The sequence below is a fragment of the Nonomuraea pusilla genome (assembly GCF_900109355.1).
Taxonomy (GTDB): domain Bacteria; phylum Actinomycetota; class Actinomycetes; order Streptosporangiales; family Streptosporangiaceae; genus Nonomuraea; species Nonomuraea pusilla.
Window position 1 is genome coordinate 464,731 of record NZ_FOBF01000002.1, and the last position, 25,558, is coordinate 490,288.

The 25,558-nt window shown below is 72.5% G+C and carries 25 protein-coding genes; 8 read left to right on the forward strand and 17 right to left on the reverse strand.

Annotated elements, in window-relative coordinates; translation table 11 throughout:
- Nucleotides 1-118 precede the first annotated feature (118 nt).
- The 3 genes from BMX74_RS05050 to BMX74_RS05060 all read left to right on the forward strand — a co-directional run bounded on the left by BMX74_RS05050 (nt 119) and on the right by BMX74_RS05060 (nt 2,003).
- A complete protein-coding gene (locus BMX74_RS05050) occupies nt 119-592 on the forward strand; it encodes a pyridoxamine 5'-phosphate oxidase family protein (protein ID WP_091098620.1) in 474 nt (157 codons plus the stop codon).
- Between the two features lie 146 nt (nt 593-738).
- Nucleotides 739-1,170, forward strand: a complete 432-nt coding sequence (locus tag BMX74_RS05055; RefSeq protein ID WP_091098622.1) for a hypothetical protein — start codon at nt 739-741, stop codon at nt 1,168-1,170.
- Between the two features lie 557 nt (nt 1,171-1,727).
- Complete coding sequence (locus BMX74_RS05060; protein WP_055501830.1) at nt 1,728-2,003, forward strand: hypothetical protein; 276 nt, start codon at nt 1,728-1,730, stop codon at nt 2,001-2,003.
- A gap of 81 nt (nt 2,004-2,084) precedes the next feature.
- Here BMX74_RS05060 and BMX74_RS05065 read toward each other — a convergent pair whose 3' ends face one another.
- The 3 genes from BMX74_RS05065 to BMX74_RS05075 all read right to left on the reverse strand — a co-directional run bounded on the left by BMX74_RS05065 (nt 2,085) and on the right by BMX74_RS05075 (nt 5,233).
- Complete coding sequence (locus BMX74_RS05065) at nt 2,085-3,023, reverse strand: hypothetical protein (RefSeq protein WP_091098897.1); 939 nt, start codon at nt 3,021-3,023, stop codon at nt 2,085-2,087.
- A gap of 61 nt (nt 3,024-3,084) precedes the next feature.
- A complete protein-coding gene (locus BMX74_RS05070; protein WP_256256777.1) occupies nt 3,085-4,206 on the reverse strand; it encodes an acyltransferase family protein in 1,122 nt (373 codons plus the stop codon).
- A 61-nt stretch (nt 4,207-4,267) separates the two neighbouring features.
- Nucleotides 4,268-5,233 (reverse strand): alpha/beta hydrolase, encoded by a 966-nt coding sequence (locus BMX74_RS05075; protein ID WP_256256778.1) that lies wholly within the window; start codon nt 5,231-5,233, stop codon nt 4,268-4,270.
- Nucleotides 5,234-5,655: 422 nt separating this feature from the next.
- Here BMX74_RS05075 and BMX74_RS05085 point away from each other — a divergent pair, with 422 nt between their 5' ends.
- Nucleotides 5,656-6,414 (forward strand): PIG-L family deacetylase, encoded by a 759-nt coding sequence (locus BMX74_RS05085; RefSeq protein WP_055501832.1) that lies wholly within the window; start codon nt 5,656-5,658, stop codon nt 6,412-6,414.
- A gap of 24 nt (nt 6,415-6,438) precedes the next feature.
- Here BMX74_RS05085 and BMX74_RS05090 read toward each other — a convergent pair whose 3' ends face one another.
- A complete protein-coding gene (locus tag BMX74_RS05090) occupies nt 6,439-7,263 on the reverse strand; it encodes a class I SAM-dependent methyltransferase (RefSeq protein WP_091098629.1) in 825 nt (274 codons plus the stop codon).
- Nucleotides 7,264-7,324: 61 nt separating this feature from the next.
- On the opposite strand from BMX74_RS05090, the gene BMX74_RS05095 reads away from it, so the two are divergent.
- The 4 genes from BMX74_RS05095 (at nt 7,325) to BMX74_RS05110 (ending at nt 11,737) form a co-directional block, all read left to right on the forward strand.
- Nucleotides 7,325-7,912 (forward strand): TetR/AcrR family transcriptional regulator, encoded by a 588-nt coding sequence (locus BMX74_RS05095; RefSeq protein WP_055501834.1) that lies wholly within the window; start codon nt 7,325-7,327, stop codon nt 7,910-7,912.
- A 106-nt stretch (nt 7,913-8,018) separates the two neighbouring features.
- Nucleotides 8,019-8,894 (forward strand): GNAT family N-acetyltransferase, encoded by an 876-nt coding sequence (locus BMX74_RS05100; RefSeq protein ID WP_236714597.1) that lies wholly within the window; start codon nt 8,019-8,021, stop codon nt 8,892-8,894.
- Entirely contained in the window at nt 8,891-10,003 is a 1,113-nt protein-coding gene (menC, locus tag BMX74_RS05105; RefSeq protein ID WP_055501835.1) for an o-succinylbenzoate synthase, read from the forward strand. The genes BMX74_RS05100 and menC overlap by 4 nt, the downstream gene beginning before the upstream one ends.
- Before the next feature lie 87 nt (nt 10,004-10,090).
- Nucleotides 10,091-11,737 (forward strand): helix-turn-helix domain-containing protein, encoded by a 1,647-nt coding sequence (locus BMX74_RS05110; protein WP_201784445.1) that lies wholly within the window; start codon nt 10,091-10,093, stop codon nt 11,735-11,737.
- Here BMX74_RS05110 and BMX74_RS05115 read toward each other — a convergent pair.
- From BMX74_RS05115 to BMX74_RS43830, 13 genes are all read right to left on the reverse strand, one after another.
- Nucleotides 11,715-13,763 (reverse strand): prolyl oligopeptidase family serine peptidase, encoded by a 2,049-nt coding sequence (locus BMX74_RS05115; protein ID WP_091098633.1) that lies wholly within the window; start codon nt 13,761-13,763, stop codon nt 11,715-11,717. The genes BMX74_RS05110 and BMX74_RS05115 overlap by 23 nt on opposite strands.
- The gene (locus BMX74_RS05120; RefSeq protein WP_091098636.1) at nt 13,760-14,857 is read right to left on the reverse strand and encodes an erythromycin esterase family protein; all 1,098 of its coding nucleotides are present in this window, start codon (nt 14,855-14,857) and stop codon (nt 13,760-13,762) included. Before BMX74_RS05120 ends, BMX74_RS05115 begins: the two co-directional genes overlap by 4 nt.
- Nucleotides 14,839-16,689, reverse strand: coding sequence for an ABC transporter substrate-binding protein (locus tag BMX74_RS05125; RefSeq protein WP_055501838.1), 1,851 nt, complete (start codon nt 16,687-16,689; stop codon nt 14,839-14,841). Before BMX74_RS05125 ends, BMX74_RS05120 begins: the two co-directional genes overlap by 19 nt.
- Nucleotides 16,690-16,736: 47 nt before the next feature.
- Nucleotides 16,737-17,612, reverse strand: coding sequence for an ABC transporter permease (locus BMX74_RS05130; protein ID WP_082534689.1), 876 nt, complete (start codon nt 17,610-17,612; stop codon nt 16,737-16,739).
- Entirely contained in the window at nt 17,609-18,559 is a 951-nt protein-coding gene (locus tag BMX74_RS05135) for an ABC transporter permease (protein WP_055501839.1), read from the reverse strand. Before BMX74_RS05135 ends, BMX74_RS05130 begins: the two co-directional genes overlap by 4 nt.
- On the reverse strand, nt 18,556-20,634 hold the full coding sequence (locus BMX74_RS05140; protein WP_091098639.1) for a dipeptide ABC transporter ATP-binding protein: 2,079 nt from the start codon (nt 20,632-20,634) through the stop codon (nt 18,556-18,558). The genes BMX74_RS05135 and BMX74_RS05140 overlap by 4 nt, the downstream gene beginning before the upstream one ends.
- A gap of 134 nt (nt 20,635-20,768) precedes the next feature.
- Complete coding sequence (locus BMX74_RS05145; RefSeq protein WP_091098641.1) at nt 20,769-22,154, reverse strand: serine hydrolase domain-containing protein; 1,386 nt, start codon at nt 22,152-22,154, stop codon at nt 20,769-20,771.
- Between the two features lie 109 nt (nt 22,155-22,263).
- Nucleotides 22,264-22,989 carry a dihydrofolate reductase family protein gene (locus BMX74_RS44875; RefSeq protein ID WP_256256780.1) on the reverse strand — a complete coding sequence of 242 codons (726 nt, stop codon included), beginning with the start codon at nt 22,987-22,989 and terminating at the stop codon, nt 22,264-22,266.
- Nucleotides 22,956-23,360, reverse strand: a complete 405-nt coding sequence (locus BMX74_RS44880) for an SRPBCC domain-containing protein (RefSeq protein WP_256256781.1) — start codon at nt 23,358-23,360, stop codon at nt 22,956-22,958. The genes BMX74_RS44875 and BMX74_RS44880 overlap by 34 nt, the downstream gene beginning before the upstream one ends.
- Complete coding sequence (locus BMX74_RS05155) at nt 23,357-23,701, reverse strand: ArsR/SmtB family transcription factor (RefSeq protein ID WP_055501841.1); 345 nt, start codon at nt 23,699-23,701, stop codon at nt 23,357-23,359. Before BMX74_RS05155 ends, BMX74_RS44880 begins: the two co-directional genes overlap by 4 nt.
- 144 nt (nt 23,702-23,845) lie before the next feature.
- Complete coding sequence (locus BMX74_RS05160; protein WP_091098643.1) at nt 23,846-24,658, reverse strand: class I SAM-dependent methyltransferase; 813 nt, start codon at nt 24,656-24,658, stop codon at nt 23,846-23,848.
- 10 nt (nt 24,659-24,668) lie between these two features.
- A complete protein-coding gene (locus BMX74_RS05165; protein WP_091098645.1) occupies nt 24,669-25,124 on the reverse strand; it encodes a GbsR/MarR family transcriptional regulator in 456 nt (151 codons plus the stop codon).
- A gap of 33 nt (nt 25,125-25,157) precedes the next feature.
- Complete coding sequence (locus BMX74_RS43830; RefSeq protein WP_177227226.1) at nt 25,158-25,379, reverse strand: hypothetical protein; 222 nt, start codon at nt 25,377-25,379, stop codon at nt 25,158-25,160.
- Between the last annotated feature and the right edge of the window lie 179 nt (nt 25,380-25,558).

The following is a 25,558-nucleotide window of genomic DNA, read 5'->3' on the forward strand; positions in this document are numbered from 1 at the left end:
ACAAAAGGCGACGTCGCCGGGCCGGACGGCGTCGTAGGGTGGCCAGGGACGGGCGATCGGACGCCGCGTGAAGCGAGGCAGAGAGAAGCCGCAGAGGGAAGTCACAGAGGAAGTCGCAGTGGGAGCCGCAGGGGGAGCCGACGAGGCGGGGGCGAGCCGCATCCAGACCATGGACAGCGACAGCTGCCTCCTGCTGCTGCGCAGCGTCGCCATCGGGCGCCTGGCCTGGTCCACGGCCGACCTGGAGGCGGTCGTCATCCCCGTGAACTTCGCGCTCGACGGCCGCACGGTCGTCGTCAAGACCACGCGGGGCGGCGAGCTCGTCGAGGCGGTCGAGGCGGGCCGCACGCTCACCTTCGAGGCCGACGACATGGAGCCGGCGCTGCGCACTGGGTGGAGCGTCCTCGTCACCGGCCGCGCCGAGCTGGTCACCGACCCCGGCGTCGTGCACTACCTGGAACGCCTGCGGCTGGCGCCGTGGGCGCGGCTGCCCGATCCGCTGTTCGTCCGGCTGGTCCCCGAGCGCGTGACGGGACGGCGGCTGCCCATGCACCCCGGCGGCGTCACCGCCGAACGCCTCGACGAGCCCTGACCGGCCCCACACGCACCGGACGCCGGAGGACGGGTGCGTCCGCTGCCCACCGCCTCGCCCGTTTTGCCATAGCGGCAAGGTTGATTGCCGCTATGGGGTGCTGGCGCCGATCCTGGCGTTCCTGCACAGGGAAAGGGACGAATCACATGAGCCAGCGTCACGCCGAGGCCCCTGCCTGCATCAGCATGGGCGGCACGGCCAACCTCTTCACCCTCACCGAGAAGTCCGGCATCGGTGCCATGACGGGCGCGATCGACGGTGCGGCCTACGGGGAGCCGACGAGCGACCCCGCCGACGTCGGCGATGGCCGCTACGAGTACACGATGTACCACGTCTTCCTCGACAAGGACGGCTCCAGACTGCGCACCCACGACCAGGCCGTCCTGCACACGCCAACGGACGACGGATTCAGCACGTTGGAGGTCGAGTACAGCGTGGTCGAAGCCACGGGGCGGTTCGCGGGTTACGGCGGCGTCTTCCGAAGCCGAGGCTGGGTCAGCACGCCGAAAGGCGACGACGCGCTTCAGGGGCATGCCGTAGGCGTCGTTCGTTTCGAGGGTGAGATCTGCCGCGAGTAGCGGACGATGACGGGTGATCTCCTTCCCGTGTGCGACGACGGGTGGAGCGGCAACCGCGGCAGCGGCGTTCCGTCTACCAGCCACGCTCTCACCGCCGGCGTCGGCACCTGACGGCGCTCCCCCGCATCACCCCGGGACCGACGGAGAACGCCGGACGAGGAGCGCCTCCCCTTCCTGACCGGCACGACGGCCGCGTGCGCGGGGCGTCGCGTTCTGTAACCGGCTACCGGCCGGTGGCGTGGCGTTTGGTGATGTTTTGCGGGAGGCGGGGCATGGTTTGCCGGGCTTCCCGCCGTCCGCCCTGCCGCCCTGTGACCGCTTTTACCGTACGGGCGGGCCTGGGTTGGGCTTTCGGGGGAAGGCCGCGAGCGACCCCTCGCCCCATTTCCCGATATTTCGGGATATGTGGCTTTTGCCCCGTTTCGGGCGACGGCGCCGGGCCGCCGTGGCTAGCTTGAGAGATGTTCAGCGCCGTATCGGCGTGTCCCGGGAACGCAAGAACGACGCTCCGCACCGCCCAGCCCGCTGGGCGGAAAGACAGCGAACAGGAGTGAGCGATGCTCAAGCGTCTCCTTGTCGCCGCCTCGATGGTGGCATCGGCATTCTTCATCACTGGAACGATCACGACGAACGCGGCCAACGCCACCACGGACTGCACACAGTCCACGGCCGTCACCACCCACACCGCCAAGAAGTACAAGTGCAAGTGGAAGTGGTGGCACCACAAGCACTGCTACTACTGCTACAAGAACGGCCACTGGGAGCGCCAGTACTGCGAGAGCAGCTCGGAGCACAGCAGCTCCCACGGCAGCTCCGAACAGGGCAGCCACTGAGCCCGTGCGAGGACCGACGCCCCGCGAGCCCCGCTCGCGGGGCGTCCGTCCGTGCGCGCCGCCCGCCGGGGCAGGCGCGTCTCAGGACGTTCCCACGCGCGAGGCCAGGACGTCCCGCAGCCGCTCGTACGTCGGAGCCAGTCGCCGCAGCCCGGCCGCGAGCGCCGGATCGTCGCCCGACACGAGCGGACCCTGCAGCCCGCCCACGACCCTGGCCTGCTCCGCCGCGACCGACGCGCCCGCGTCGAGGCCGAGCGAGGACAGGCAGGCCGCCAGGTCGTTGAGACGGCGGGCGCCCACCCGCACCGCGAACGCCTGCCACAGCGCCCTGACGTCGGGGTCCAGCCCTTCCTCCACCAGCGCGGCCGTGCGCTCCGCGGCCTCGGCCTGTCCCAGCGTGCCGGGCGGGACCTCCACGTCCGCCCGCCCGGCCAGCCAGGCCACTCCGGCGGGCAGGGAGCGCCGCAGCGCCTCCTCCTGGCTGACCCGGGCGCTCCGGGTGAACCGGTGCCGCATCCGGAACGGCCGCCGCAGGTACGGGATCAGCTCCCCCCGCCACGCCTGCGCGAAGTCGCCGGCCGGCAGCGTGGCGTACGGGTGGCCCTGCGGGTCGTGCACCAGCACGGTGTCGTCGCCGGCCTCCAGCACCACCACATAGTGGTCGGCCCCGACCGCCTGGCCCGACCCCGGCTGGTACGTCAGCAGGCCGAGCTCGAGCGGCCCCACGAGCACCGGGCCGTCCTGGCAGGCGCGGCGCAGCCGGTCGAGCGCCTCCTCGGCCGTCCCGCCGTCCGCGCGCTCGCACTCCCACCCGAGCAGGCCGATCGCGGCGTCGAGCCCGATCTCGGGGTCCCAGCCGAACGGGTCGAACAGCGGCAGCCGCCCGCCGATCAGCTGCATCCCGTATGGGGAGCCGGTCAGGACCTCGATCACGGCCGGAGGCGGAGCTTCACCGCCCAGGATCATCGCCAGGGAGTTGGCGTAGCAGTACGGCCCGGAGCCGACATATGTGACTGACATGCGCAGCACCGTCCCGCCTGACACGGTGTCAGAGTCAAGGCGGGACGGCCGGAGACGGTGATCAGCGCGGCTGCCCTCCACCGCGCGGCGGGCGTTCGCGGGCGTGGAAGGCGGCCAGGCACACCAGCAGGGCCAGCGCGAACGCGGGCAGCCAGGCCAGCCTGGCGAGCACCCATCCCGGACCGTCGGGAACGGTGTGCAGGCCGGGCAGGGCCCGGCCGGTGAGCAGGCCGAGCGCGCTGACCATGATCATGGCGGTCTGGTGCCAGAGGAAGATCGTCATCGCGGAGAGGTTCGCGAGCGCCACGACCGCCCAGGCGGCGGGCCGCGACAGCGCCCGCCGCAGCGGCCCGAGCAGCAGCAGCGCCGCCCCGCACTGGGCGAGACCGAACGTGACGGCCGCGAGGGTGGGCGGGGACTGGTTCGAGACCGGGGCGCCCGGCACCCCCACCATGGAGGCCGGGTAGCCGGCCCACAGCACGAGCGCGGCCGTGGCGGCGGCGCCGCCGAGCAGCGACGCCCACCCGGCCGCACGGCTGCGCAGGCTGCCGCGGGCCCAGGCCGCGCCCAGACAGTACGGCACCAGCCAGCCGGCCGCCAGGTTGACCCAGCCGATCCAGGCGGGCCCGCCCGGCCCGAACCGGACCAGGTCGGCGAGCGCGACCGTGGCCAGCGGCCACGCCGGATGCAGCCGGGCGACCAGCGGGGTGAGCGCCGTCAGCGCGGCGAACACCAGCAGGAACCACAGCGGCGACCACACCAGCTTGGCCAGGGCGTACACGGTCGCGAGGTCCGCGCCGAGCGCGAGCATCACCGCCGCCGCCAGGGTCCAGACCGTGAGCACGGCGGTGACCGGCCGGAACAGGCGGGCCAGCCGCGCGCCCAGCCAGCGCCGGTAGGTGACGTCGCGGGTCCGCGCGGAGGCGTGGCTCCTGGCGGCCAGCTGCCCGCCCACCAGGAAGAAGACCGCCATGGTCTGGAAGATCCACGACGCGGGAGCCAGGTACGGCATGTTCCGCAGCGGGCTGGCGACGCGCAGGGCGCCGCTGTCGAGGACCAGCGCGGTCACCAGCCAGTGGCCGAGCACCACGCCGCCGATGGCCAGGGCGCGCAGCGCGTCGAGCCCGCGATCACGGCCGGCGGGGGTGGCCGACTCGACGCGCCTGCTCAACTCGGACACCACGCCGGGCACCCCGCCAGACACAGGGCCGGGCACAGCTCCGGGCGCCGAGTAAGGCACGGCCTCAGGTGGCATGGCGCGCCTCCGCAGGGGGTCGTCCGGAGACGATGCGGGCGATGTTCGCGAGCGCGGGCGAACCGGCCTTGAAGTAGTCGCTGTGGCCGCCGTCGCCGGCCGCGAAGACGCGGGCGCCGAAGGGCGGGGCGACCGGGTCGGCGCCGAAGCCGAGCGTGACGCGGGGAAGGCGGAGCCGGGTGTGCGGCACGAAGGCGATCCAGTCCCCGCTCCCCCTGCCGGCCCAGACGGTCGCCGGGGTGCGTAACGCGGCGACGTCGTCGGCGGCGACGCCTGGGCTGCCGACCAGCACGATGTCGGCGACGGCCAGTCCGGGTGCGGCCCGCCCGCAGACGACGCTGCCGTAGGAGTGGCAGACCAGGGAGACACGGGCGGCGGGCTTGAGCGCGGTCAACTCGCGGACGAAGGCGCGCAGCGCGGGGGCGCCCTCGTCGGCGCGGCCGGTGGTGAGCGCCGCCAGGCTCACCGTGTTCGGGGTGCGGTAGCCGAGCCAGGCGATGACCGCCGAGTCGTCGCCGAGCGCCTGCCGCAGTCTGAGCGCGCCGCCGCGCAGGAGCCCGTACTTGTCCAGGTGGGTGTCGCCGCCGGGGACCAGCACGGCGATCCGCCGGGCGGTCGCGAGGTCGCCGACGACCTCGACGGCCAGGCCGCCGTCGCGTCCGTCGAAGGCCAGGAACCGGCGCGCGGGATCGGCCAGGTCGCGCAGCGTCCTGGCGCGCCACGAGTGGCCGTGCTCCGCGGCCGTGCGCCCGGCGGCCACGATGGCGGCGCGGGTGGCCGCGTACCGTGCGGCCAGGGCGGCGGGGCTCGCCGCCCGCAGCGGGGCCGCGGGCGCGGGGACGGGCGCGGGAACGGCGCCGGGGCGTGCCGCGCCGGTCACCGGGACCGCCACGGCGGCGGCGATGGACGCGCAGAGCAGGCCGCGGCGCAGTCCGGACACGTTGAGGTGGATCACCCGATCGACGGTGCCGCAGCCGATGCCCCCGCCACATCGGACCGCCGTAGCCATTCGCGGTGGCGCGGGTAGACCCTGGTCGTACCCCCGTGGTCCGATGCCGGGGCGCAGGACGCCCCGTTACGATCCTGGTCATGCACGTCACGCCGCCCCTGCCGCCGCTGAAGCGGGTGCCGCCCGGCGTGTGGACGGTCCTGGCGTGGTGGGCGGGCCTGGTGTTCACGTTCCTCGTGCGGATCAGGCTCCCCGGGGAGTCCGGGCCCCCCACGCTGCCCGGGGCGATCTTCTTCCACTGGGACACGCAGAGGACTTCGTGCTGGAGACCGTCTACCGGGACGCCGGCGCCGTCCGTCTCGCCGCCGTCGTACGCGGCTGATCCTGCCCTACGATGGGCAGCCGGCCGATCATGAGGAGGACAGCCGGTGGATCTCGGCGTGCTGTGCGTCCACGCACACCCCGACGACGAGGCGATCTGGACGGGCGGCACCCTCGCCAGGTACGCCGACGAGGGCGCGCGGACGGCGGTCGTGACCTGCACCTGGCACGGGGGCACCGTGCGGGCCGCCGAGCTGGAGCGCTCGCTGGAGATCCTCGGGGCGGGCCCGCCCAGGCTGCTGGGCTACGCCGACGCGCGCAACCCCGACTCGGCCTCCGGCTCCCCGCGCTTCCTGGACGCCCCGTTCGACGAGGCCGTGGGCCGCGTCGTCGAGCACATCAGGGAGTTCAGGCCTGACGTGGTGCTCACCTACGACGGCTACGGCGGCTACGGGCACCCCGACCACGTCCACGCCCACCGGGTCACGCTCGCGGCGGTGGAGGCCGCCGGGTACGACCAGCTCTACCCCGGAACGGGCGCCCCCTGGCGGCCTCGCTCGGTCCACCTGGCGACGCTCCCCCGGTCCGTCGTCCTCGCGCAGTGGCAGGCCGTGTTCGGCGCGCCGCCGGAGCCGGGCGCGACGCTGCCCGGCGTCCCCGACGAGCAGGTCACGACCACGCTCGACGTCGGACGGTGGGCCGGGCGCAAGTGGGAGGCCATGCACGCGCACGCCTCGGAGGTCGCGCGCGGGGCGTCGATGACGCTGCTGACGTCGCTGCCGGAGCCGGCCCGCGCCCAGATGCTCTCCACGGAGTGGTACCGCCGGGTGTCGGGCCAGGACGGCCCGCACGACGCCCTCGTCTGACCGGGCTCCCCGCCGGGGGGTGCGTCAGGTGGCGCGGTGGCGCGTGGCGGCCACCACCACGGTGGAGTAGCGCATGGTGAAGCCGCCTCCGAGCGCGTCGAGCGCGGCGCCGAGTCCCGCCAGCACCTCCTCCAGCGTGCCGGGCGGGAGCCGGGTGTGGGTGCCGCTCGTGGGCACCAGGTCCAGCCACTCGTCCCGGGTGTAGGTGCGTTCCCAGCCGAACCGCCACTGCTCGGGCTCGCCGTACGCGCCGGACGCGCGGATCCCGTCGGCCGCCCGGTCGAGGAGCGCGGTGTACCCGTGGCCGGTGGCCGCCCACTGGCGGGCGGTGAGCGAGCCGGGCAGGAGGCGTTCGTAGACGGCGGAGAAGGCGCGGGCCACGTCGGGCGGCGGCTGCTCGACGTTCCAGAACGCGGCGAGCAGGCCGCCGGGCCGCAGCGCCTCGGCCGCCCTGGCGGCGCCGGCGACGGGGTCGATCCAGTGCCAGGTCTGTGCGGAGACGACCGCGTCGAACGTCCGGCCCGCGGGATCCCAGGACTCGAACGCGGCCACCTCGACCTCGTGCCCGCGCCGCCGCGCCCAGCCGGCCATGCGCGGGTCGACCTCGACGCCGAGCACGACGCAGCCGGCGGCCTCGAACTGCCGGGCGGCGATGCCGGTGCCGATGCCGACGTCGAGGACGTCATGCCCGGGGCTCGCGGCGACGACGCGGTTCACCATGGCGTCGGGGTAGCTGGGGCGGGCCCGGTCGTAGCGTTCGGGGTCGGTGCCGAACGATTCGGCCATCTCACGGGCTTGGTGGGGCGCGCTGGCAGGCGGGCGCGAGCCCTCCGAAGGTATAGTGGGCATGCGCCCACTATAAGTGGGCAAGTGCCCACTCGCAACGCCGTGAACCGGGAGGAGCCGTACGATGCCGACAGGGGTGGCCCTGCGCGACGCGCGGGAGCAGCTGTTCGAGGCCGCGGAACGCGTCCTGCTGCGCGACGGGCCGAGCGCGCTGACCAGCCGCGCGGTCACGACCGAGGCCGGCTGCGCCAAGGGCGTCCTGCACCGGCACTTCGCCGACTTCGACGCCTTCCTCGCCGAGCTCGTCCTCGACCGCGTCGCCAGGCTCGACCGGCAGGCCGCCGCCCTGCGCGGGCGGGCGGGCGCCGGCACCGTCGCCGGCAACGTCGCCGCCGCGCTGACGGACCTGTTCGAGTCGGTCGCCGTGGCGATCGTCGCCCTCGTCATCTCCCGCGACGGCCTGCGCGCCCGGCTGCGCGAGGCCGGGCGGGCCGGCGTGCCGCTCCTCAACGAGGCGGCGGGCATGATCGCCTCCTACCTCCGCGCCGAGCAGGAGCGCGGCCGCGTCGCGGCCGACGCCGACGTCGACGTCCTCGCCCCCACGCTGGTCGGCGCCGGGCACCTGCTGTTCGCCGACCGCGAGAGCGGCCCCCCCGACACCGCCACCGTCGTGAGGACCGTGACCGCGGTCGTGGCGGGCTCCCTGAGGTAGCCGTAGCCGCGGGCGGCGGCGGGTTGTCCGTCCGAACGAATCGGGCCCCGCGGTCCCGTGCTGTCCGACCAGCTGCGGCGCGGATCCGGCTGAGACCATGACCGGCGTGACCGATCTCATCCGCGACCGTCGCGAGTCCCGGCCCGTCGACGCGGCGTGCGCCGCCTCCGAGGTGGCCGCGCGCGCCGCGGGCGTCGACATCCGGCTCCTGGACAGCGTCAGCGAGCTCGAGGCCGTCCGCCGCCTGTACGAGCGCATCTGGCGCACGGGTGAGAACAACCCTCCGGTGACCGCCGACCTGCTGCGCGCGATGACGAAGGCGGGCAGCTACGTGAGCGGCGCCTTCGACGAGGGCGAGCTGGTGGGCGCCTGCTTCGGCTTCTTCTCCCCGCCGGCGCGCGGCGCCCTGCACAGCCACATCGCCGGCGTGCTGGCGCGCATGCAGGGACGCAATGTCGGCTTCGCACTGAAGCTGCACCAACGGGCCTGGGCGATGCTGCGCGGCGTCGGCGAGATCTGCTGGACGTACGACCCTCTGGTGCGGCGCAACGCGTACTTCAACATCGCCAAGCTGGCCGCCGACCCGGCCGAGTACCTGCCGAACTTCTACGGTCCGATGGACGACGACGTCAACCGCAGCGACGACACCGACCGGGTCCTGGTCCGGTGGAGGCTGGAGTCGCCCGACGCCGAGGCGGCCTGCGCGGGCCGGCCCCGGGTGACGGAAACGGAGGCGGGTGCCGCCGTGGCGTTGGGCGTCTCCGCCGGTGGAGGGCCGGTCGCCGGCCGTGCCGACGCGCGCACCGTGCTCGTCGGCGTCCCCCACGACATCGAGACCCTGCGGCAGAGCGACCCGGCCTGTGCCGCGGAGTGGCGCAAGGCGGTACGGGACGTTCTCGGCGGACTGCTCGCGGAGGGCGCGCGGGTGCGCGGCTTCGACCGTACAGGCTGGTACATCGTGGACAGGCAGGAGGCAGAGTGAAGCTGACCGAGGTCGAGATCCGCACCGTCCGGGTGCCGCTCGTGGCGCCGTTCCGGACGTCGTTCGGCACGGAGACCGTGCGAGAGGCAGTGGTGCTGCGCGTCGTCACCGACGAGGCCGAGGGGTGGGGCGAGTGCGGAGCGGGGACGGCACCCCTGTACTCCTCGGAGTACACCCACGCCGCCGCCGACGTGCTGAGCCGCTTCCTGGTCCCGGCGCTGGCCGAGGTCCGGGATCTGGACGCGCACCGGGTCGCCCCCGCGCTGGCCCCCTTCAAGGGCCACCGCACGGCCAAGGCCGCGCTGGAGATGGCGGTTCTCGACGCGGATCTCCGCGCGCGCGGAGTCTCTCTCGGCCACGCCCTCGGCGCCGTGCGAGACAGGGTGCCGTGCGGGGTGTCCGTGGGAATCGCGGAGTCGATCCCCGCGCTGCTCGACACGGTCGCCGGGTACCTGGACGCGGGCTACCGGCGGATCAAGCTGAAGATCGAGCCCGGCTGGGACGTCGAGCCGGTCCGTGCCGTGCGTGAACGGTTCGGCGACATCCTGCTGCAGGTCGACGCCAACACCGCCTACCGGCGTGGCGACGCCCGGCACCTGGCCGGGCTCGACCCGTTCGACCTCCTGCTGATGGAGCAGCCGCTGGCCGAGGACGACCTCATCGGACACGCGGAGCTCGCCAGGCAGATCACCACGCCGATCTGTCTCGACGAGTCGATCGTCTCCGCCCGCGCCGCGGCCGACGCGATCGCGCTCGGGGCCTGCCAGGTCGTCAACATCAAGCCGGGACGGGTCGGCGGCTACCTCGAAGCCAGGCGGATCCACGACGTCTGCGTGGCGCACGACGTCCCGGTCTGGTGCGGCGGCATGCTGGAGACGGGATTGGGGCGCGCCGCCAACGTCGCGCTCGCCGCGCTGCCCGGGTTCACCCTGCCCGGTGACACCTCGGCGTCCGACCGCTACTACCGCACCGACATCACGCCGCCGTTCCGCCTGGAGGACGGCCACCTCGCCGTGCCGACCGGGCCGGGGCTCGGCGTCACCCCGATCCCGGAGGTCCTGGACGCCGTCACGGTCACGACGCGAGTGCTGCCCGTCACACCCCGATGAGAATGTCCTGTTCAATGGACAGGAATGGCATCATTTCGTCATGCGGAATGAACGACGACCCACCGGCGCCGCGCTGACGTCGGACGCGTGCCCGTCCCCGTGAGCGGTCTCCCGCGAGCCAGCCTCGCACGCGTCCTGGAGGAACTCGGCACCACGCTGCTCGACGTGGTCTGCGGCGATGTCGAGCAGGCCGGCGACATCGGGGGCGTCGTCATCTACGACCCGCTCGACGAGCCGGAGCTGCCGGGCAACGCGCTGGTGATGGGCGTCGGCCTGCACGACCCCGCCGACATCGCGCGGGTCGTGCGGCGGCTCGGGCAGCGCGACGCCGCCGGGCTGGTGGTCCGCGCGCCCGTCGTCCCCGACGAGCGGCTCGTCGCGGCGGCGCGCGAATCGGGGGTGGCGGTCCTCGCGTTCGCCCGCGGCGCGTCGTGGACGCACCTGGCGGGGATGCTCCGGGTGCTGACCGCCGAGAGCGGCCTGGACCAGGCCGACGCCCACACGCTCGGCCGGATCCGCTCCGGTGACCTCTTCTCGGTCGCCAACGCCATCGCCGCGCTGCTCGACGCGCCGGTCACCATCGAGGACCGCAACTCGCGCCTGCTGGCCTTCTCCAGCCGGCAGGAGGAGGCGGACCCGTCGCGGGTCCAGACGATCCTGGGCCGGCAGGTGCCGGAGCACTACACCGGCATCCTGGAGGAGCGCGGGGTGTTCCAGGCGATCTATCGCAGCGACAGGCCGGTCTTCGTGGCGCCGCTGCCGGAGACGGGCGAACTGCCCCGCGCGGCGATCGCCGTGCGCGCCGGGGACGAGATCCTCGGCACGATCTGGGTGGTCGTCCCCGAGCCCCTGAGCGAGGAGCACGGCGAGGCGCTCTACGAGGCGTCCAAGCTCGTCGCGATGCACATGGTGTGGCAGCGTGCCGATTCGGACAGGGAACGGCGGCTGCGCGCGGAGCTGCTGAGCACCGCACTGGAGAGCGGGCCGGGGTCGCTGGAGGCGGTCCGCCGCCTCGGGCTGAAGGACGAGCCCGCGGTCGTCCTCGCGCTCACCGTCGTCGGCCCGCCGGGCGAGCATCCCCTGCCCGCCCAGCTCGCCACCGAACGCAAGCGGCTCGCCGACGCCTTCGCCATGCACCTGTCGGCCGTGCACCCGCGCGCCGCGGCGGCGCTGATCGGCGACGTCGCCTACGGCATCCTCCCGCTTCCGCAGACCCGGCAGGACGGCGAGGAACGGGCGGCCTGGATCGCGGGCCAGTTCCTGGCCCGGGTCGGTTCCCGGCTGCGCCCGCTGGTCGGGGTGGGGCAGCTCGCCACCGACAGTTCGGCGCTCGCCCGGTCGCGCTCCGGGGCCGAACGAGCGCTGCGCGTCCTGCGGTCCGGAGCCGGCGGGCGGCAGGTAGCCCTCCTGGACGACGTCCACGTCGAGGCGCTGCTGCTCGAACTCGCCGACCTCGTTCCGCGCGGAGACATCCCCAGCGGCGCCGTCGCGCGCATCGCCGCCTACGACAAGGAGCAGCAGAGCAGCCTGGTCGAGACGCTGCGCGCCTGGCTCGACGCCTTCGGCGACGTGGTGGTGGCCTCCGCCGCGATGTACGTGCACCCCAACACGTTCCGCTACCGGCTGCGTCGCGCGGCCGAGGTCGGCCGCATCGACCTCAAGGACCCGGACGCGCGCCTGTCCGCCATGCTGCAGCTGCGCCTGATGTCGATCAGGTCGTCCTCGGACGGCTGAGACCCACCGGCAGGCCGAGGGTCTTGACGAGGAACGCCAGCCACTCGGTGTCCTGCGCGACCGCGACGTCGTGGGCGGTCGCCGCGCCGTGCCCGGCGTTGTCGAAGACGTGCAGCAGGATCGGCGCGTCCCCCTGCTGGGCGGCCTGCATCCGGGCGGCGAACTTGCGCGCGTGCCAGGGCCGGCACCGGGGGTCGGTCGCCCCGGCCTGGATGTAGACCGCGGGGAAGACGCCGGGGCTGACCAGCTGGTACGGCGACAGCCGCAGGAGCCGGCGGACCTCCGCCGGATCGTCGGGGTCCGCCCATGCCTTGCGGATGACGAAGTCGAGGTAGGGGTCGCGGGTGCCGCCGATGAGATCCAGCAGGGGCTCTCGCGGGAGTACGGCACGCCACAGGTCGGGCCGGGTGGTGACGGCGACTCCGCACATGAGGCCGCCGTCGGACCCACCGGTCAACGCGAGCCGGTCGGCGGTCGTGACGCCCTCGGCGATGAGGTGCTCGGCGACCGCGACGAGGTCGCCGTCGCGGACGTGGCGCTTCTCGCGGTGCGCGGCCAGGTACCAGTCCCGGCCGAACTCGCCGCCCCCGCGCAGGTAGGCCTGGACGAGGACGCCGCCGGCGGCGACGAAGGCGGCCAGGTCGGGCTGGTACTGGGGCAGGAGGGGCACGTTCGCCGCGCCGTACGCGGAGATCAGGGTCGGCGCCGGTCGCGTCGGGTCGCTCCCGGACGGGCGCACCACGTGGTACGGCACCGCGACCCCGTCGGGCGCGACGGCCTGCCCCGCTTCCAGCTCGGCGTCGAGCGTGACCGCCGGGGCCGACAGCGTTTCGATCCCGGTGTCGCCGGGGCGGTGCCGGTAGACGCCCCACGAGCTGGTCAGCGTGGAGAAGGCGAAGACGAAGTCGTCCGCGGGAGTCCCGACGGCCAGGGCGGTCAGCGCGAAGAAGGGGGCGGCGAGCGCGCCGCGGCCGGGGAGAGGGACCTCCCCGGTGATGGCGCCGGAGCGGTCGATGATCCGGACCCTGGCGAACGTCTGGTCGAACTCGCTCAGGTACAGGTGCTCGCCGACCGGGGTGAGGGACCGCAGCACCGTGTCGCCTTCGGGAACGAGCTCGGTCCACCCGGCCGGGTCGTCGGGGTCGGCCGCGTCGAGCGGGATGGCGACCACCCGCCCGCGAGGAGCTCCGACGTCGGTCACGGCGACGTAGTGGTCGCCGACGACGTGGCCCGCGATCGTTCCTCGGCACGCGGTGACGAAGGGCCGCCACGCCGCGCCGGGCTCCGACAGGTCGCGGACCGCGACCGGGATCGGGCTGCCCACCCGATGGCTGGCGACGGCCCACCGGCTGCCCGGCGACATCTGCACGAGCGTGTACTCCCGGGAACCCTCGCCGACGGGGACGGGTTCCACGGTGGTCCGGCCGTGCCGGTGGAGGAACACCTCCTGACGGAACTCCTGCGGTGAGCCGGTGAGGGCGAAGAAGTAGAAGCCGCTGCTGTCGGGCAGCCACGAGACGCCGCCGGCCCACGCGCTGTGCAGGACCTGCTCGGGCGCGCCGTCGAGCACCCGCCCCGAGGCGACCTCGACGAGCCGGATGGTGTTGTGCTCGCTGCCGTCGGTGCAGACGCCCAGGGCCAGGACGCGGCCGTCCGGCGCGGGCGCCAGCCAGGACAGGAACGCGGGGTTGCGCTCGCTGCCGAACCCGGCCAGGTCGATCACCGGTCGTCCGGGGCCGTACGGCTCGTCGGCGACGACGACCAGGGACCCGGCGGCGCGGAACCAGCGGCCCGCCGCGTATCTGGGCAGGGCCGGGCGGGACCCGCTGTCGTACGCCTCGATCAGGGCCCGGACGGTTTCCCGGTCCTGTCCGTCGTGGATGACGGAGGCGGCGAGCTCGGCCTGCCGCCGCTGCCATCGCCGTACCTCGGGTGTCTCCTCCTCCAGCCACCGGTACGGGTCCGGCACGCGGACGCCCGCGACGTCCTCGAAGACCTCGACGGTGCGGGTGGGCGGGTAGGTCATGCTGACTCCTCGAACTCCGCGCGGAGGCGCTCGAACGCGCCGGGGACGCGGGTGGCGTGGCGGACGTGGATGAGCGCGTCGTAGGCCGCGGGGAAGTCGTCGACGGGGTCGATCCCGCCGCCGGCCAGCGTGCCCTCGACGCCGTCGAAGAAGCCGCCCGGCGCCCGCCGGAGGTCCACGACGGCCACGGGCCCGCCGACGCGGTCCAGCCGCGACTCGACGCAGTTCGGCGGCAGGGTCCGCTCTTCGAGCGAGACGTCGCAGTCGAACGGGCGCGGGGAGCGCTGCGTGAACCGGACCTCGGGGCCGGAGCCGTACGTCATCCCGATGACGACGAGGTCGGCTCCCAGCGAGGAGGCGAGCAGGCCGCCCATCATCGGCCGGCCCAGGAACGGCGTGCGCCGGACGTGCGCGTTGTGGGCGCTCACGACGATGCGGTCCTCTCGCCCGAGGACCCACTTCACGGTGTCCGCCATGAACGCGTCCCGCGGGTACGGCCCGGCCGGCGGCGGATCCAGTTCCTCGACGAAGGCCTGGAGCGAGGCCGCGCACCGCCGTACGGTCTCGTCGTCGGCCAGGGACGCGCGCTCCACCAGCTCGCGGAGACCGTCGAGCAGCCGGGTGCGGTCGGCGGCGGGCATGGCCGCGTAGCGGACCGCCGCCTCCGTCCTGCCTCCCAGGTCGCTCAGGCGCAGGAGCTCCTCGTCGCCCGGGATCCGGTCGAGGATGGCCCGTACGGCGGGTCCGGGCGACGTGGAGGAGCCGGGAAGGTCCATGCCGTAGAAGCTGACCTTCTCGCGGCGCATCCAGCGCAGCTGCCGCCGCATCGGCTCGCACTCGCCGAACCGGTAGGTGATGCCGTCGCGGGCGACCTGCTCGACCTGCCCGGGACCGCCGTGGATCCACGCGTTGACGGCGAGCCCCTCGGCGAAACCGGACTCCATCACGAAGGCCGAGAACCCGAGATCCTGGACGAGGACGCGGAGCAACTGGTCCTTGAGTTCGTAGAACTCGGTGATGTTGTGCGCGCCCTCGCCGACGGCCACCACCCGCGCGTCGCCGACCAGGTCGCGGACTAGTCGTGGAAGTACCATAGTTCCGGGGTGTACAGGAAGCTGAGCAGGGCGTTGAACGACGACTGCGGACCTGACAGGGTGTCCTTCCACACCACCAGGGTGTGAGGGGTCGGGAGGAAGAGCACGGGCAGGTCCTCGGCGAGGCGGGTCACCTCGGTCGAGAGGGCCTTCGCGTCCGCCCCGAACGTCGAGGCGTCGATCGACTTGTCCACCTCGGCGTTGTGGTAGCTGCCCAGGTTGAAGCTGCCCTCCGTGTTGAACACCGTGTTGCTGCTCGGGTACCCGGCCGCGAGGTAGAGCGGCCCGAAGTCCTGCATCGCCCACTCGTTCGTGGTGGCGGGGGCGAAGGTGTTGCCGTAGTTGGCGTACATGTAGTTGAGCGCCTTGGTCACGATCTTCACGTCGATGCCGAGCTTCTTGGCCGCCGACGCGAACGCGACGTCGCGGGCGCCGACGTAGGCAGGGGTGTTGGCGGAGGCCAGGGTGAAGCTGATCGTCTGCCCCCGCGGGATGCCGGCCCCGCACTCGCCCGGCCCGGTGCCGGGGCGTTCGCAGGTGGTGGAGCCGTTCGGCACCACCTTCCAGCCGTTGTCCGTGAGCAGCTTCTCGGCGGCGGCGGGATCGTACGGGAAGGGTGCCTTGTCGCCGAACGCGGGCGGGTAGGGGGAGCCGTTGCCGGCGGTGCTGTAGTTCGGGGAGCCGGCGCCGTTGTAGATGCCCCTGCTGGCGATGTACCCCTGCTGGTCGATCAGGCGCTGCAGGGCCTGCCGGACGTACGCCTGCGCGATGATCTTGTCGAAGTTGCCGGCGGTGTTCTTGAAGTTGATGGTCAGCGAGTCGAAGCGGGCGGGCGCGGGCGCGCCGTAGACGTTGTACCCCTTCGCCTTCAGCGCGCCGATCTGCGTGATGAAGCTGGAGTCGAGCGTGCCGACGGTCAGGTTGCCGGCCTTGAACTGGTTGAGCACCGCGGCGGCGGAGGTGAAGGCCTTGAAGTCGATCTGGTCGAGTCGCGAGTCACCCGGACCCTTGTAGGACTCGTTGGGGACCAGGGAGAACGAGCCGGTCGTCGAGTCGAAGCTCTTGAGCCGGTACGGGCCGTTGACCACCTGCCAGAGTGGGTTGCTCGCGAAGGTGGACTGGGACTCGGATTCCTTCGTGAGGTACTTGTAGATCGCCTTCGCGTGCTTCGGCTGCGTGTAGTCCAGGTGCGGCCCTCCCGGGCGGGCGATGTTCCACTCCTTGGAGGGCATCACGTACAGCAGCGTCAGCATGGACAGCAGGTACGACGGGTTGTACGCGGTCTCCAGCCTGAGGGTGAGCGTGTCCGGCGCGGTGGCTTCGGCGCTGACCCCGTCGGGGAACTGGCCCGGGGTGTAGAAGCTCCAGTTGGCCGGGCTCTCCGCGAGCGCGGCCTTGAGCAGCGCGAAGGAGAAGACGACGTCATCGGCCGTGACGGGGGTGCCGTTGGACCACGTGTAGTCCCTCATCCTGATGGTCACGGTCTTGCGGTCGGGGCTGTAGGACGGCTGCTCGGCCAGGCTCAGCTCGGCGTCGATGATCTGGTCGCCCGCTCCGCTGGGCCGGTAGAGGGAGCGCCACATCAGCCCGCGGGCGATGACGGTCCCGTTGGCGGACGCCGGCGGGTAGGGGTAGATGTAGTTGGGGCTGAGTCCCGGGGTCAGCGCGACCGTGGCGGTCCCGCCGTCCTTGGGCGTGCCCGTCTGCTTCGGCGGGGTGGCGTAGCTGCCTGCGACGTCCTTCGTCGAGCCCCCGCCGCCGGTGCACGCCGTGGCGAGCACGGCGATCGCGGCGAGCGCCGCGGACAGCTGCCTACCGGAGACGTGTGTCATTGATGGCTCCCTGCATGTGATGTGAATCGAAGGTGCGCGGACGGCGCTCAGTCCGCCCGTCGTCCGACCGCGTCGCGGAGGGCGTCCGCGAGCAGGTTGAGCGCCAGCACCGTGAGGACGATGCAGCCGCCGACGGGGTAGATCAGCCACCAGTAGTCCGCGGAGATGTAGGTGACGCCGCTGGCGAGCTGGCTGCCCCAGTCCGCGGTCGGGTACGTCGTGCCGAAGCCCAGGAACCCCAGGGCGGCGACGACGAGGATCGCGTCGGCGACCTGGAAGGTGATGTTGACGATGATCACGCCGAGCGCGTTCGGGATCAGGTGGGTGAGGATGATCCGCCGGCGGGACGCGCCCATCACCCGTGCGGCCAGCACGAACTCCCGTACCCGCAGCGTCAGGACCTCGCCGCGGACCAGCCGGGCCGACAGCAGCCAGGAGAACCCGCCGATGACCAGGCTCAGCGACAGCGTGTTCGCGTGGAAGCGGGCCGACAGGATCAGGACGAAGAACAGGAAGGGGATCGACAGCATGACGTCGACCAGCCGCATCAGGAACCCGTCGACCACGCCCCCGGCCAGCCCGGCGACGGCGCCGTAGACCGTGCCGATCGTGGTGGCGAAGAGCGCGGCGAGGAGCCCGATCTGCAGGGACACCTGCCCGCCTGCCATCAGCCGCCCGAGCACGTCGAACCCGTTCGTGTCCGTCCCCAGCGGGTGGCCGGGGCCGGGGGGCAGGGCCGCGTTCAGCAGGTCCACGTCGGTCTGGTTGGTGGGGTGGAGCAGCGGGCCGAGGAAGCAGAACCCGGCGATGAGCAGCAGGAGCAGCCCGCCGGCGAGGCCGAGCGGATGCCGCCGCAGCCGGCGCAGCGCCGAGACCGGGTTTCTCGCCGTCGTGATCTCGGCGTCCACAGCGTGTGAGGTCATTTGCTCAGCTCGATTCGGCGGTCGGCGGCCGCGACCGCGAGGTCGGCGACGAAGTTGCCGGCCACGGTCAGGACGCCGCCCATGAGGGTGTAGGCGAGGAGCACCGGGTAGTCCTCGCGGTGCAGGCTGTTGAGGAACAGCAGGCCCAGCCCGGGGTAGTTGAAGAGCGACTCGACGATCAGGTTGCCCGCCAGGAGCGTGGGGACGAGCGTGCCGACCAGCGTGATCAGCGGCAGGCAGGCGTTGCGCAGCAGGTGGCGGGTCAGGATCAGCCGTTCGGGGAGGCCCTTGGCCCGCGCGACCCTGATGTAGTCCTGGCCGAGCTGGTCCAGGGCGGAGGAGCGCTGGTACTGGGCGAAGACCGCGACGCTGGTGACCGCCAGCGTGATGACGGGGAGCGCCATCGCTCGCGGATCGGTGAAGACCACCCAGGGCGAGTGCGACTGGGAGGCCTCGGCAGGGAAGACGGGCAGGCTCTGGCTGAAGACGGCGATCAGCATCAGGCCGAGGAGGAACGACGGCGTCGCATACAGCACGTAGGACACCGCCGTGGCGACCCGGTCGACGACGCGGTTGCGTCTGACCGCCTGCAGGACGCCGAGCGGGACGGCGATCACCAGCGCCAGGACCAGCCCGGCCAGCGAGAGCATCGCGCTGCGGCCGGCGTTCTGCCACAGCAGGGTGCCCACGTCCTCGTTCAGCTTGTACGACCTGCCCAGGTCGCCCTGCGCGAGCCGGCCGAGGTAGCTGACGTACTGCGCGACGACCGGGCGGTCGAACCCGTGCTGGCGGTTGAAGTCCGCCACCGCCTCGGGCGAGGCGCGCTGGCCCAGGACGACCCGCCCGGGGCTGTCCGAAACCAGGTGCAGGAGGAAGAAGACCACCGCGGAGATCCCGAGCAGGACGAGGAAGGAGATCACCAGGCGTCGGGCCACGTACCAAGTCATGAGTGTGAGTCCCCTCTCCGCAACGGGTGGTGGCAGGCGACCTGGTGGGTGCCGGTGACCGCCTGCAAGGGAGGCTCCGCCTCGGCGCACCGGCCGGTCGCCAGCGCGCACCGGGTGCGGAGCCGGCAGCCGCTGGGCGGGTCGATGGGGCTCGGCAGCTCGCCGCGCACCCTCTCGACCCCCTCCGGCCGCCGCGCTTCCGGGTCCGCGTCCAGGACGGCCGCGAGCAGGCCCGCGGTGTAGGGGTGGGCGGCGGCGCCGTACACCTCGTCGGTCGTGCCGACCTCGACCAGCTTGCCGAGGTACATGACGCCGACCCGGTCGGCCAGGTACCGCACGACCGCGAGGTCGTGGGAGATCACCACGCTGCTGAGCCCGCGCTCCAGCTGGACGCGGCGCATCAGGTTGAGCACCTGGGAGCGGATGGAGACGTCCAGCGCGCTGACCGGCTCGTCGGCGACCAGCACCTTCGGGTCGAGGGCGAGCGCGCGGGCCAGGCCCACCCGCTGGCGCTGCCCGCCGGAGAGCTCGTAGGGGTAGCGCTCCATGACGCTCGCGGGCAGACCCACGTCGTGCAGCAACTCGCGGGCACGAACGGTCCGCTGGGCGCGACTTCCGATGCCGTGGATCGCCAGGGGCTCGCGCAGGATCGTGCCGATGCGCATCCGGGGGTCGAGGGAGGCGTTCGAATCCTGGAACATCATCTGCAGCTGGGCACGGCGCGGCCCGAACGCGCGTGCGCTCATCCGGCTGACCGGCTCGCCGTCGAAGATCACCTCACCGGCGGTGGGCCGGTCCAGGGCCACGAGCATCCTGCCCAGTGAGGACTTGCCGCAGCCGGACTCTCCGACGAGCCCGAACGTCTCGCCGGCCGCCACCTCGAAGCTCACGCCCGACACCGCCTTCACGGTGCGGCGCCCGCCGAAGAGCCCCGGGCCGCCCGCCGGGTACTCCCGTCTGAGGTCGACGACGCGCAATCGGGGCGCCGCTTCCCGCTCGGGGAGGATCGCCGGCGGGGCGGCGAACCGTGAGCGGACCCTGGCCGTCGGACCGGACACCGGGTGCAGGCAGGCGTGGACATGGCCGTCCTCCGCGCCGTCCTCCCCCGCCGAGGGGGCCGGCAGCTCCTCGCGGCAGCGATCGGTCGCGGCGTCACAACGCGGCGCGAAAGGGCAGCCGGCCTGGGCCACGGTCAGGTCCGGCGGCGCGCCCGGGATGCTGAAGAGCTCCTCGCGCCTGTCGTGGGTGAGTGAGGGGATCGAGGACAGCAGCGCGTGCGTGTAGCGGTGCCGCGTCCGGCTGAAGAGCACAGGCGTCGGGGCGGTCTCGGCCATGCGCCCGCCGTACATCACGCCGACGCGGTCGGCGTGCCGGGCGATCACCCCCATGTCGTGCGTGATGAGGATCATCGACATGCCCAGCCGGGACCTGAGGTCGTCGAGAAGGTCGAGGATCTCCGCCTGGATCGTGACGTCGAGCGCCGTGGTCGGCTCGTCGGCGATGACGACCTTGGGCTCGCACACCAGCGCCATCGCGATCATCACGCGTTGCCGCATGCCGCCCGAGAGCTGATGCGGATAGTCGTCCAGCCGCTCGGCCGGCCGCGGCAGCCCGACCAGGGCCAGCATCTCCTCGGCGCTCCGGCGCGCGGCCCGCTTCGACGCGCCGCGGTGCAGCCGCACCGGTTCGGCGACCTGATCACCGATCCGCCGGGTCGGGTTCAACGCCGTCATCGAGTCCTGGAACACCATCGCGACGTCGTTGCCGCGGACGGCCCGGTACCGCGCCGGGGGAAGCCCGACGAGTTCCTCGCCGTCCAGGACGATCGATCCGCCGGTCACCCGGCCGCCGGCCGGCAGCATGCCCATGACGGCCAGACCGGTCATGGACTTGCCGGATCCGGTCTCGCCGACGATGCCCAGGGTCTCGCCGCGGTTCAGCACGAGGTTGACGTCCGAGACGGGGCGGACGACCCTTTCACCGCGCCGGATCTCGACCGACAGCTCGCGGATGCTCAGCACGCGATCGGCATCCGCGGGCCCGCTCGCGTTCTCGGCGCCATCGGTCGTGCTCACGGCGCTGCTCTCCAAATCCACCCGACGATAGTGGGACGCGCGCACCCGGTGGTGTTCGTTCCGTTCATCGAACCTTCACGCCGGCGTTCGTCTGGCCGGACGAACTGATCACAACGGGCGACGGCGCCGGTCGTTCAGGGGTTCACCCGTCTGTCGGCCCGCCCGGTGTGCAGGTACACCGCGCGCCCCTCACCGTCGTCGCCCAGGAACGCGAGCGGCGCGCGAGCGCCGCGTTCGGGCTCGACCGGCAGGAACGTGTCGCCGCGCCAGGCGACCAGCTCCGTCCGGTACGGCACCTCGTCCAGCTCGGCGGTGATGCCGATGGGAACGCGCTCCAGCCACAGCCGCCCCTGCCCGTCCTGGCTCACCGTGGTCTCACACGTGCTCGACAGGTACGTGCCGGCATACCGGGAGGCGTCCACGGCGGGCGCGGCCGGATCGGGCATCGGCTCCCCGGGCAGTTCGACACCGGCGAGGTCGTGGAGCACGCGGCCGGCGATCTCGGCGTGCACCGGCCGCGGCAGGCCGCCGTTGGTGAGGATCGCCACCGCCACGCCGCTCCCCGGCACCGCGCGCAGGAACGCCGACTGGCCGATGGTGTTGCCGTCGTGGCCGAAGACCGGGCCGCCGGGAAGGTCGAAGAGCTCCCACCCCAAGCCCCAGGCGGTGCCCTGGTCGATGTCGGGCAGCGTGACCTGCGGCTCCCGCATGGCGCTGACACCCGCCCGGCTCAGCACGGGGGCGCCGTCCGGCCCGAGGCCTCCGGCGAGGTGCATGCGGGCGAAGGCCAGCAGGTCGCGGGGGCGCATCGCCAGCATCGACCCGGCCGGCGCGTTCGAGCGCGCCAGCGCCCAGACCGGGGTCGGCTCGGCCGGGCCGCCCGGCGTCCGCTCGATGTGTCCCACCGCCGTGCGGTGGAGGATCGCCTCGTACGGATCGTTCGCGGCATGGGTCAGGCCCAGGGGCGAGAACAGGTGCGTCCGCATGCAGACGTCGAACGGCTCTCCCCGCACGACCTCGACGATCCGGCCCAGCACGCAGTAGCCGGCGTTGTTGTACGAGAACATCTCGCCGGGCTCGAACAGTTGCGGCACCTGGCGCAGGTCGTCCAGGTACTTCTCCAGGCAGTCGTCGCCCTTGCCGGTGTCGGTGAAGACGTCGCCCTCGAATCCCGCGACATGACACATCAGCTGCCGCACGGTGATCCGCTCCGCTGCCCGCTCGTCGGCGACGCGGAACTCGGGGAGGTAGGCCCGCACCGGGGCGTCGAGGTCCAGCTTCCCCTCGTCGACCAGCTGCATGGCCAGCGTCGCGGTCCACACCTTGGTGATCGAGCCGATCTGGAAGAGGGAGTCGGTCGTGGCCTCGACGCCTGTGGCCGTGCTCAGCACCCCCGCCGCGGCCTCGACCGTCTCGTCACCGGCGCAGACCGCGACGGCCGCTCCGGGCACCTTGTTCTCGGTGAGCAGGTCAGGCAACCGCTGCCGCAACCACGCACCGACCTCATCCAGCTTCGACACGGACGTTCCTCCTGGCTCGACTTCGAGCGAGGATAGAGCCGGAGGGAATCGTGCTGTTCGTTCGGTTCCACGGCGAGCGGGACGCTGGTTCGTGGGCTCGGCCAAGCCCTCACTTGAGCACGCGGTAGGTCAGGTGCTCGGCGGCCGGGGTGGACACCGAGGCGAGCGGCTCCAGCCGCAGCGACTCCGGCATGCCCTCGGGGAACAGCGGCGTGCCGCCGCCGAGGATGATCGGGGCGAGGTGGATCCTGAGCACGTCCACCAGACCGGCGCGCAGGAACTGGTGCGCGGTCGCGCCACCGCCCATGATCACGACCTCCTTGCCGCAGGCGGCGGCGCGTGCCTGCTCCACGGCGCTGTCGAGCCCTTCGGTGACGAACCTGAACCGGTCGCCCAGCCGCACCTTCCCGGGCCGCGAGTGGGTGACGACGAAGACGGGCGGAGCGGAGGTCTGGTCCTGGTCGTGGCCGTAGCCCACCTCGTCGTTCCATCCGTGCGGCCCGTCGACGATGTCGAAGGTGCGCCGGCCCATGATGACGGCTCCGGTGTCGGTGAAGGACCTGTGGAGGATCTCCGCGTCGCGCGGCGTGCGTCCGTCCGTCACCCAGGCGTGCAGCGGCTCGCCGCCCACCCCCAGGCCGTGTTCGAGGTCGACGCCCGGCGCGCTGACGTACCCGTCGAGCGACATCGAGATGTCGACGACGACCACGCTCGCCTCCGGGCCGCCCTCGGCCGGGTCGCGGGTCAGCTCGTCGAGGCGGTCCATCGAGTCGAGGACGCCGCGTTCCATCCCGCCGGCGATCATGGCGTCGCGGGCCTCGACGGACGGGAACACGGAACGGGTCCGCAGCCGGGTGCGTCCGCCGAGGTCCTCGAACGTCGCGGAGTCGAGGCTGACGACATCGGGCGCGCCGTCGTGCTCGAAGGTCTGGTGATCCGCTCGTCGGGGGTGACGGTGTGGAAGACCCCGTGGAAGACGTGCTCGTCGCCCTCGCGGTCGCGGTGCGCGTAGCGGTACGTCCCGCCCGGGCGCGCGTCGTGCTCGATGAGGCGCATCTCGATCCCGCGCGGGCCGAGCCAGCGGGTGACCAGCTCGGGGTCGGTGTACGCGCGGAAGAGCTGCGCGGGGGTCGCGTCGAAGTCGCGGACGACCTCGATGAACGGGCTGCCGGGCTGGGCCGTGATCGTGGTCGGGTTCTCGCTCATGGTTTCCGCTCCCTCATCTGGTCGAGCACGTCGTCGAGGCGCCGGAACTGCCCCTCGCGGGTGAGGCGGTAGGTGTCGATCCAGCTCGTCAGCTCCTCCAGCGCGGCCGGGTTCAGCCGGCACGGACGGCGCTGGCCGTCACGGCTCCGCGTGATCAGCCCGGCCGCCTCCAGCACCTGGATGTGCCGCGAGACGGCCTGCTTGGTGATCGGGAACGGCTCGGCGAGCTCGTTCACGGTCGCCTCGCCCCGCGACAGCCGGGCGATCAGCGCACGCCGGACCGGATCGCCCAGCGCGGCGAACGCCCGGTCCAGGCGATCCTCGTTGTCATCAACCGGCATCTTTATCAACCAACCTCTTTATCAACCGATGCCTTGACAATAAGGTGCGGAGGCGGCCCGGAGCAAGGGCGGCGACCACCTTCTTCCGGTGGCGGCACGTGACAGGCTGAAGGCGCGCGGCTTGCCGCCGCCGCCCGCGAGGGCTCAGAACCGGTAGCGGAGAACGCGTGCCCCTTGCCGGGACAAGGCCGTGCTGCGGGCGGTGAGACGGGTCAGCGCGCGTAGGGGTTGCGGGAATCCGGCTACTTCCGGAGCGCGGGTGAGCAACTGCTCCTCGACCAGTTCGAGGCCGGCGCCCCAGGACTCGGGCTCGCGCGGGTCGTCGAAGCCCTGGGCGGCTTCGATGCCGAGTGCCTTGATGGTCGGATGGTACTTCATGGCCCAGGCGGCGAAGCGGGTGTAGCCGTTGAGCGCGAGCTCACCCGAAGGGAAACGGTCGGCCAGCGCGCGGGTCATCGTCTGGAAGGAGTCGCCGGACATGAAGGGGAACAGCCCCTCGGCGACGATCATCGCCGGCCGGTCTCCGGGAATGGCTGTAAGCCAGTCGGAGTCGGTGAGGTCGGCTCCGACCAGGTGGGAACGGCCGGGCAGACACGCGGATCGCAGGTGCACCACTTCCGGGAAGTCGATGTCGTACCAGTCGACGCTCGGTGGTGGATCACAGCGGGACATCCTGGTGTCCAGGCCGCAGCCCAGGTCGAGCACCACGCATCCGGGGTGAGCGGCGACGTAGGCGCGGACGGCGTCGTCCAGTTTCCTGGCGCGCAGTGCCGTGGTGACGACGAGGTTGGGCTTGACCTTCAGCTTGCCGAAGTCGTAGTCGATGTTGCCGGCCAGGTCGGCGGAGAGCGTGTCGCCGAGGATCGGGCTGGGCCGCCTGGCGTCCAGGGCTCTGGCGTAGAGAGTGATCAGCAGCGTTTCCTGGATCAGCCCGAGTTCGGGTCGCCAGCGGTGCATGGAGGTTTCCTTAACGGCGTAGCGGATGGCGGGCTGCGAGGTTCTGCAGCCACGTCAGGGAGTCGTGGGCGGCCTTGATGCGCTCTGTGCGGCGCCCCTCGCCGCCGGCGAGGTCGAGCCCTTCGTCGGCGATCTCGCCGAACGCGCTCAGGCTTTCGAGCTTGCGCTGGATGACCTTCTGCCAGGCGTCGTCCTCGATGCGGTAGTAGGCGGTGCGGTCGCCGGGCCTTCTCACCTTCTTGACCAGGCCGATGGTGGTCAGGAAGCGCATGTTCGAGGTGAGCGAGGCCCGGCTGGCCTGGATGACGTCCGCGATCTGGCCGGCGGACTGCTCGGCCGGATCGCAGATCATGAGCCAGCCGAGGATGCGTCCGGTGATGGGCGGCAGCCCCCACTCCTCGACGCAGAAGGCGGCCACCCGTTCCACCCATCGAAGCAGCCGGTCCCGCTGGTCCTCAGTGCTCATCGCCGGATTCTCCTTTGTCGATCGTGTGCCGGTTCACTGTGTCATGGCGGCCACCGACTCGTAGGCGGGTGTCGGGGTGATGTCCGCGAGCCGGGCCCTGCGCAGGTGGAAGTCCTCCACCTGCCGTTCCGGGTGGTCCACGCCGCGCGGCCCGCCTTCGCTGGAACCGACCGTGCGGTAGCCGATGGCCGGCACCGCGAAGCCGGCCCTGACGAAGTACGGCGCGAAGAACGCCAGGGCCTCCTTGACCGTCACCCTGCCGTGCCCGAGCACCGGCCCGGGGACCGGGTCGCTCGTCTCGGGAAGGTGGCGACACCCGCGCAGAGGGTGCCGAGGCTGCCGAAGGTCACATGTTCCACGGCTCGCTCCGTTCGACGTGGCTAGTCATTTCAATCATGACTGAAATGTCTAGCAACGTCAATGCGGATGCCTGT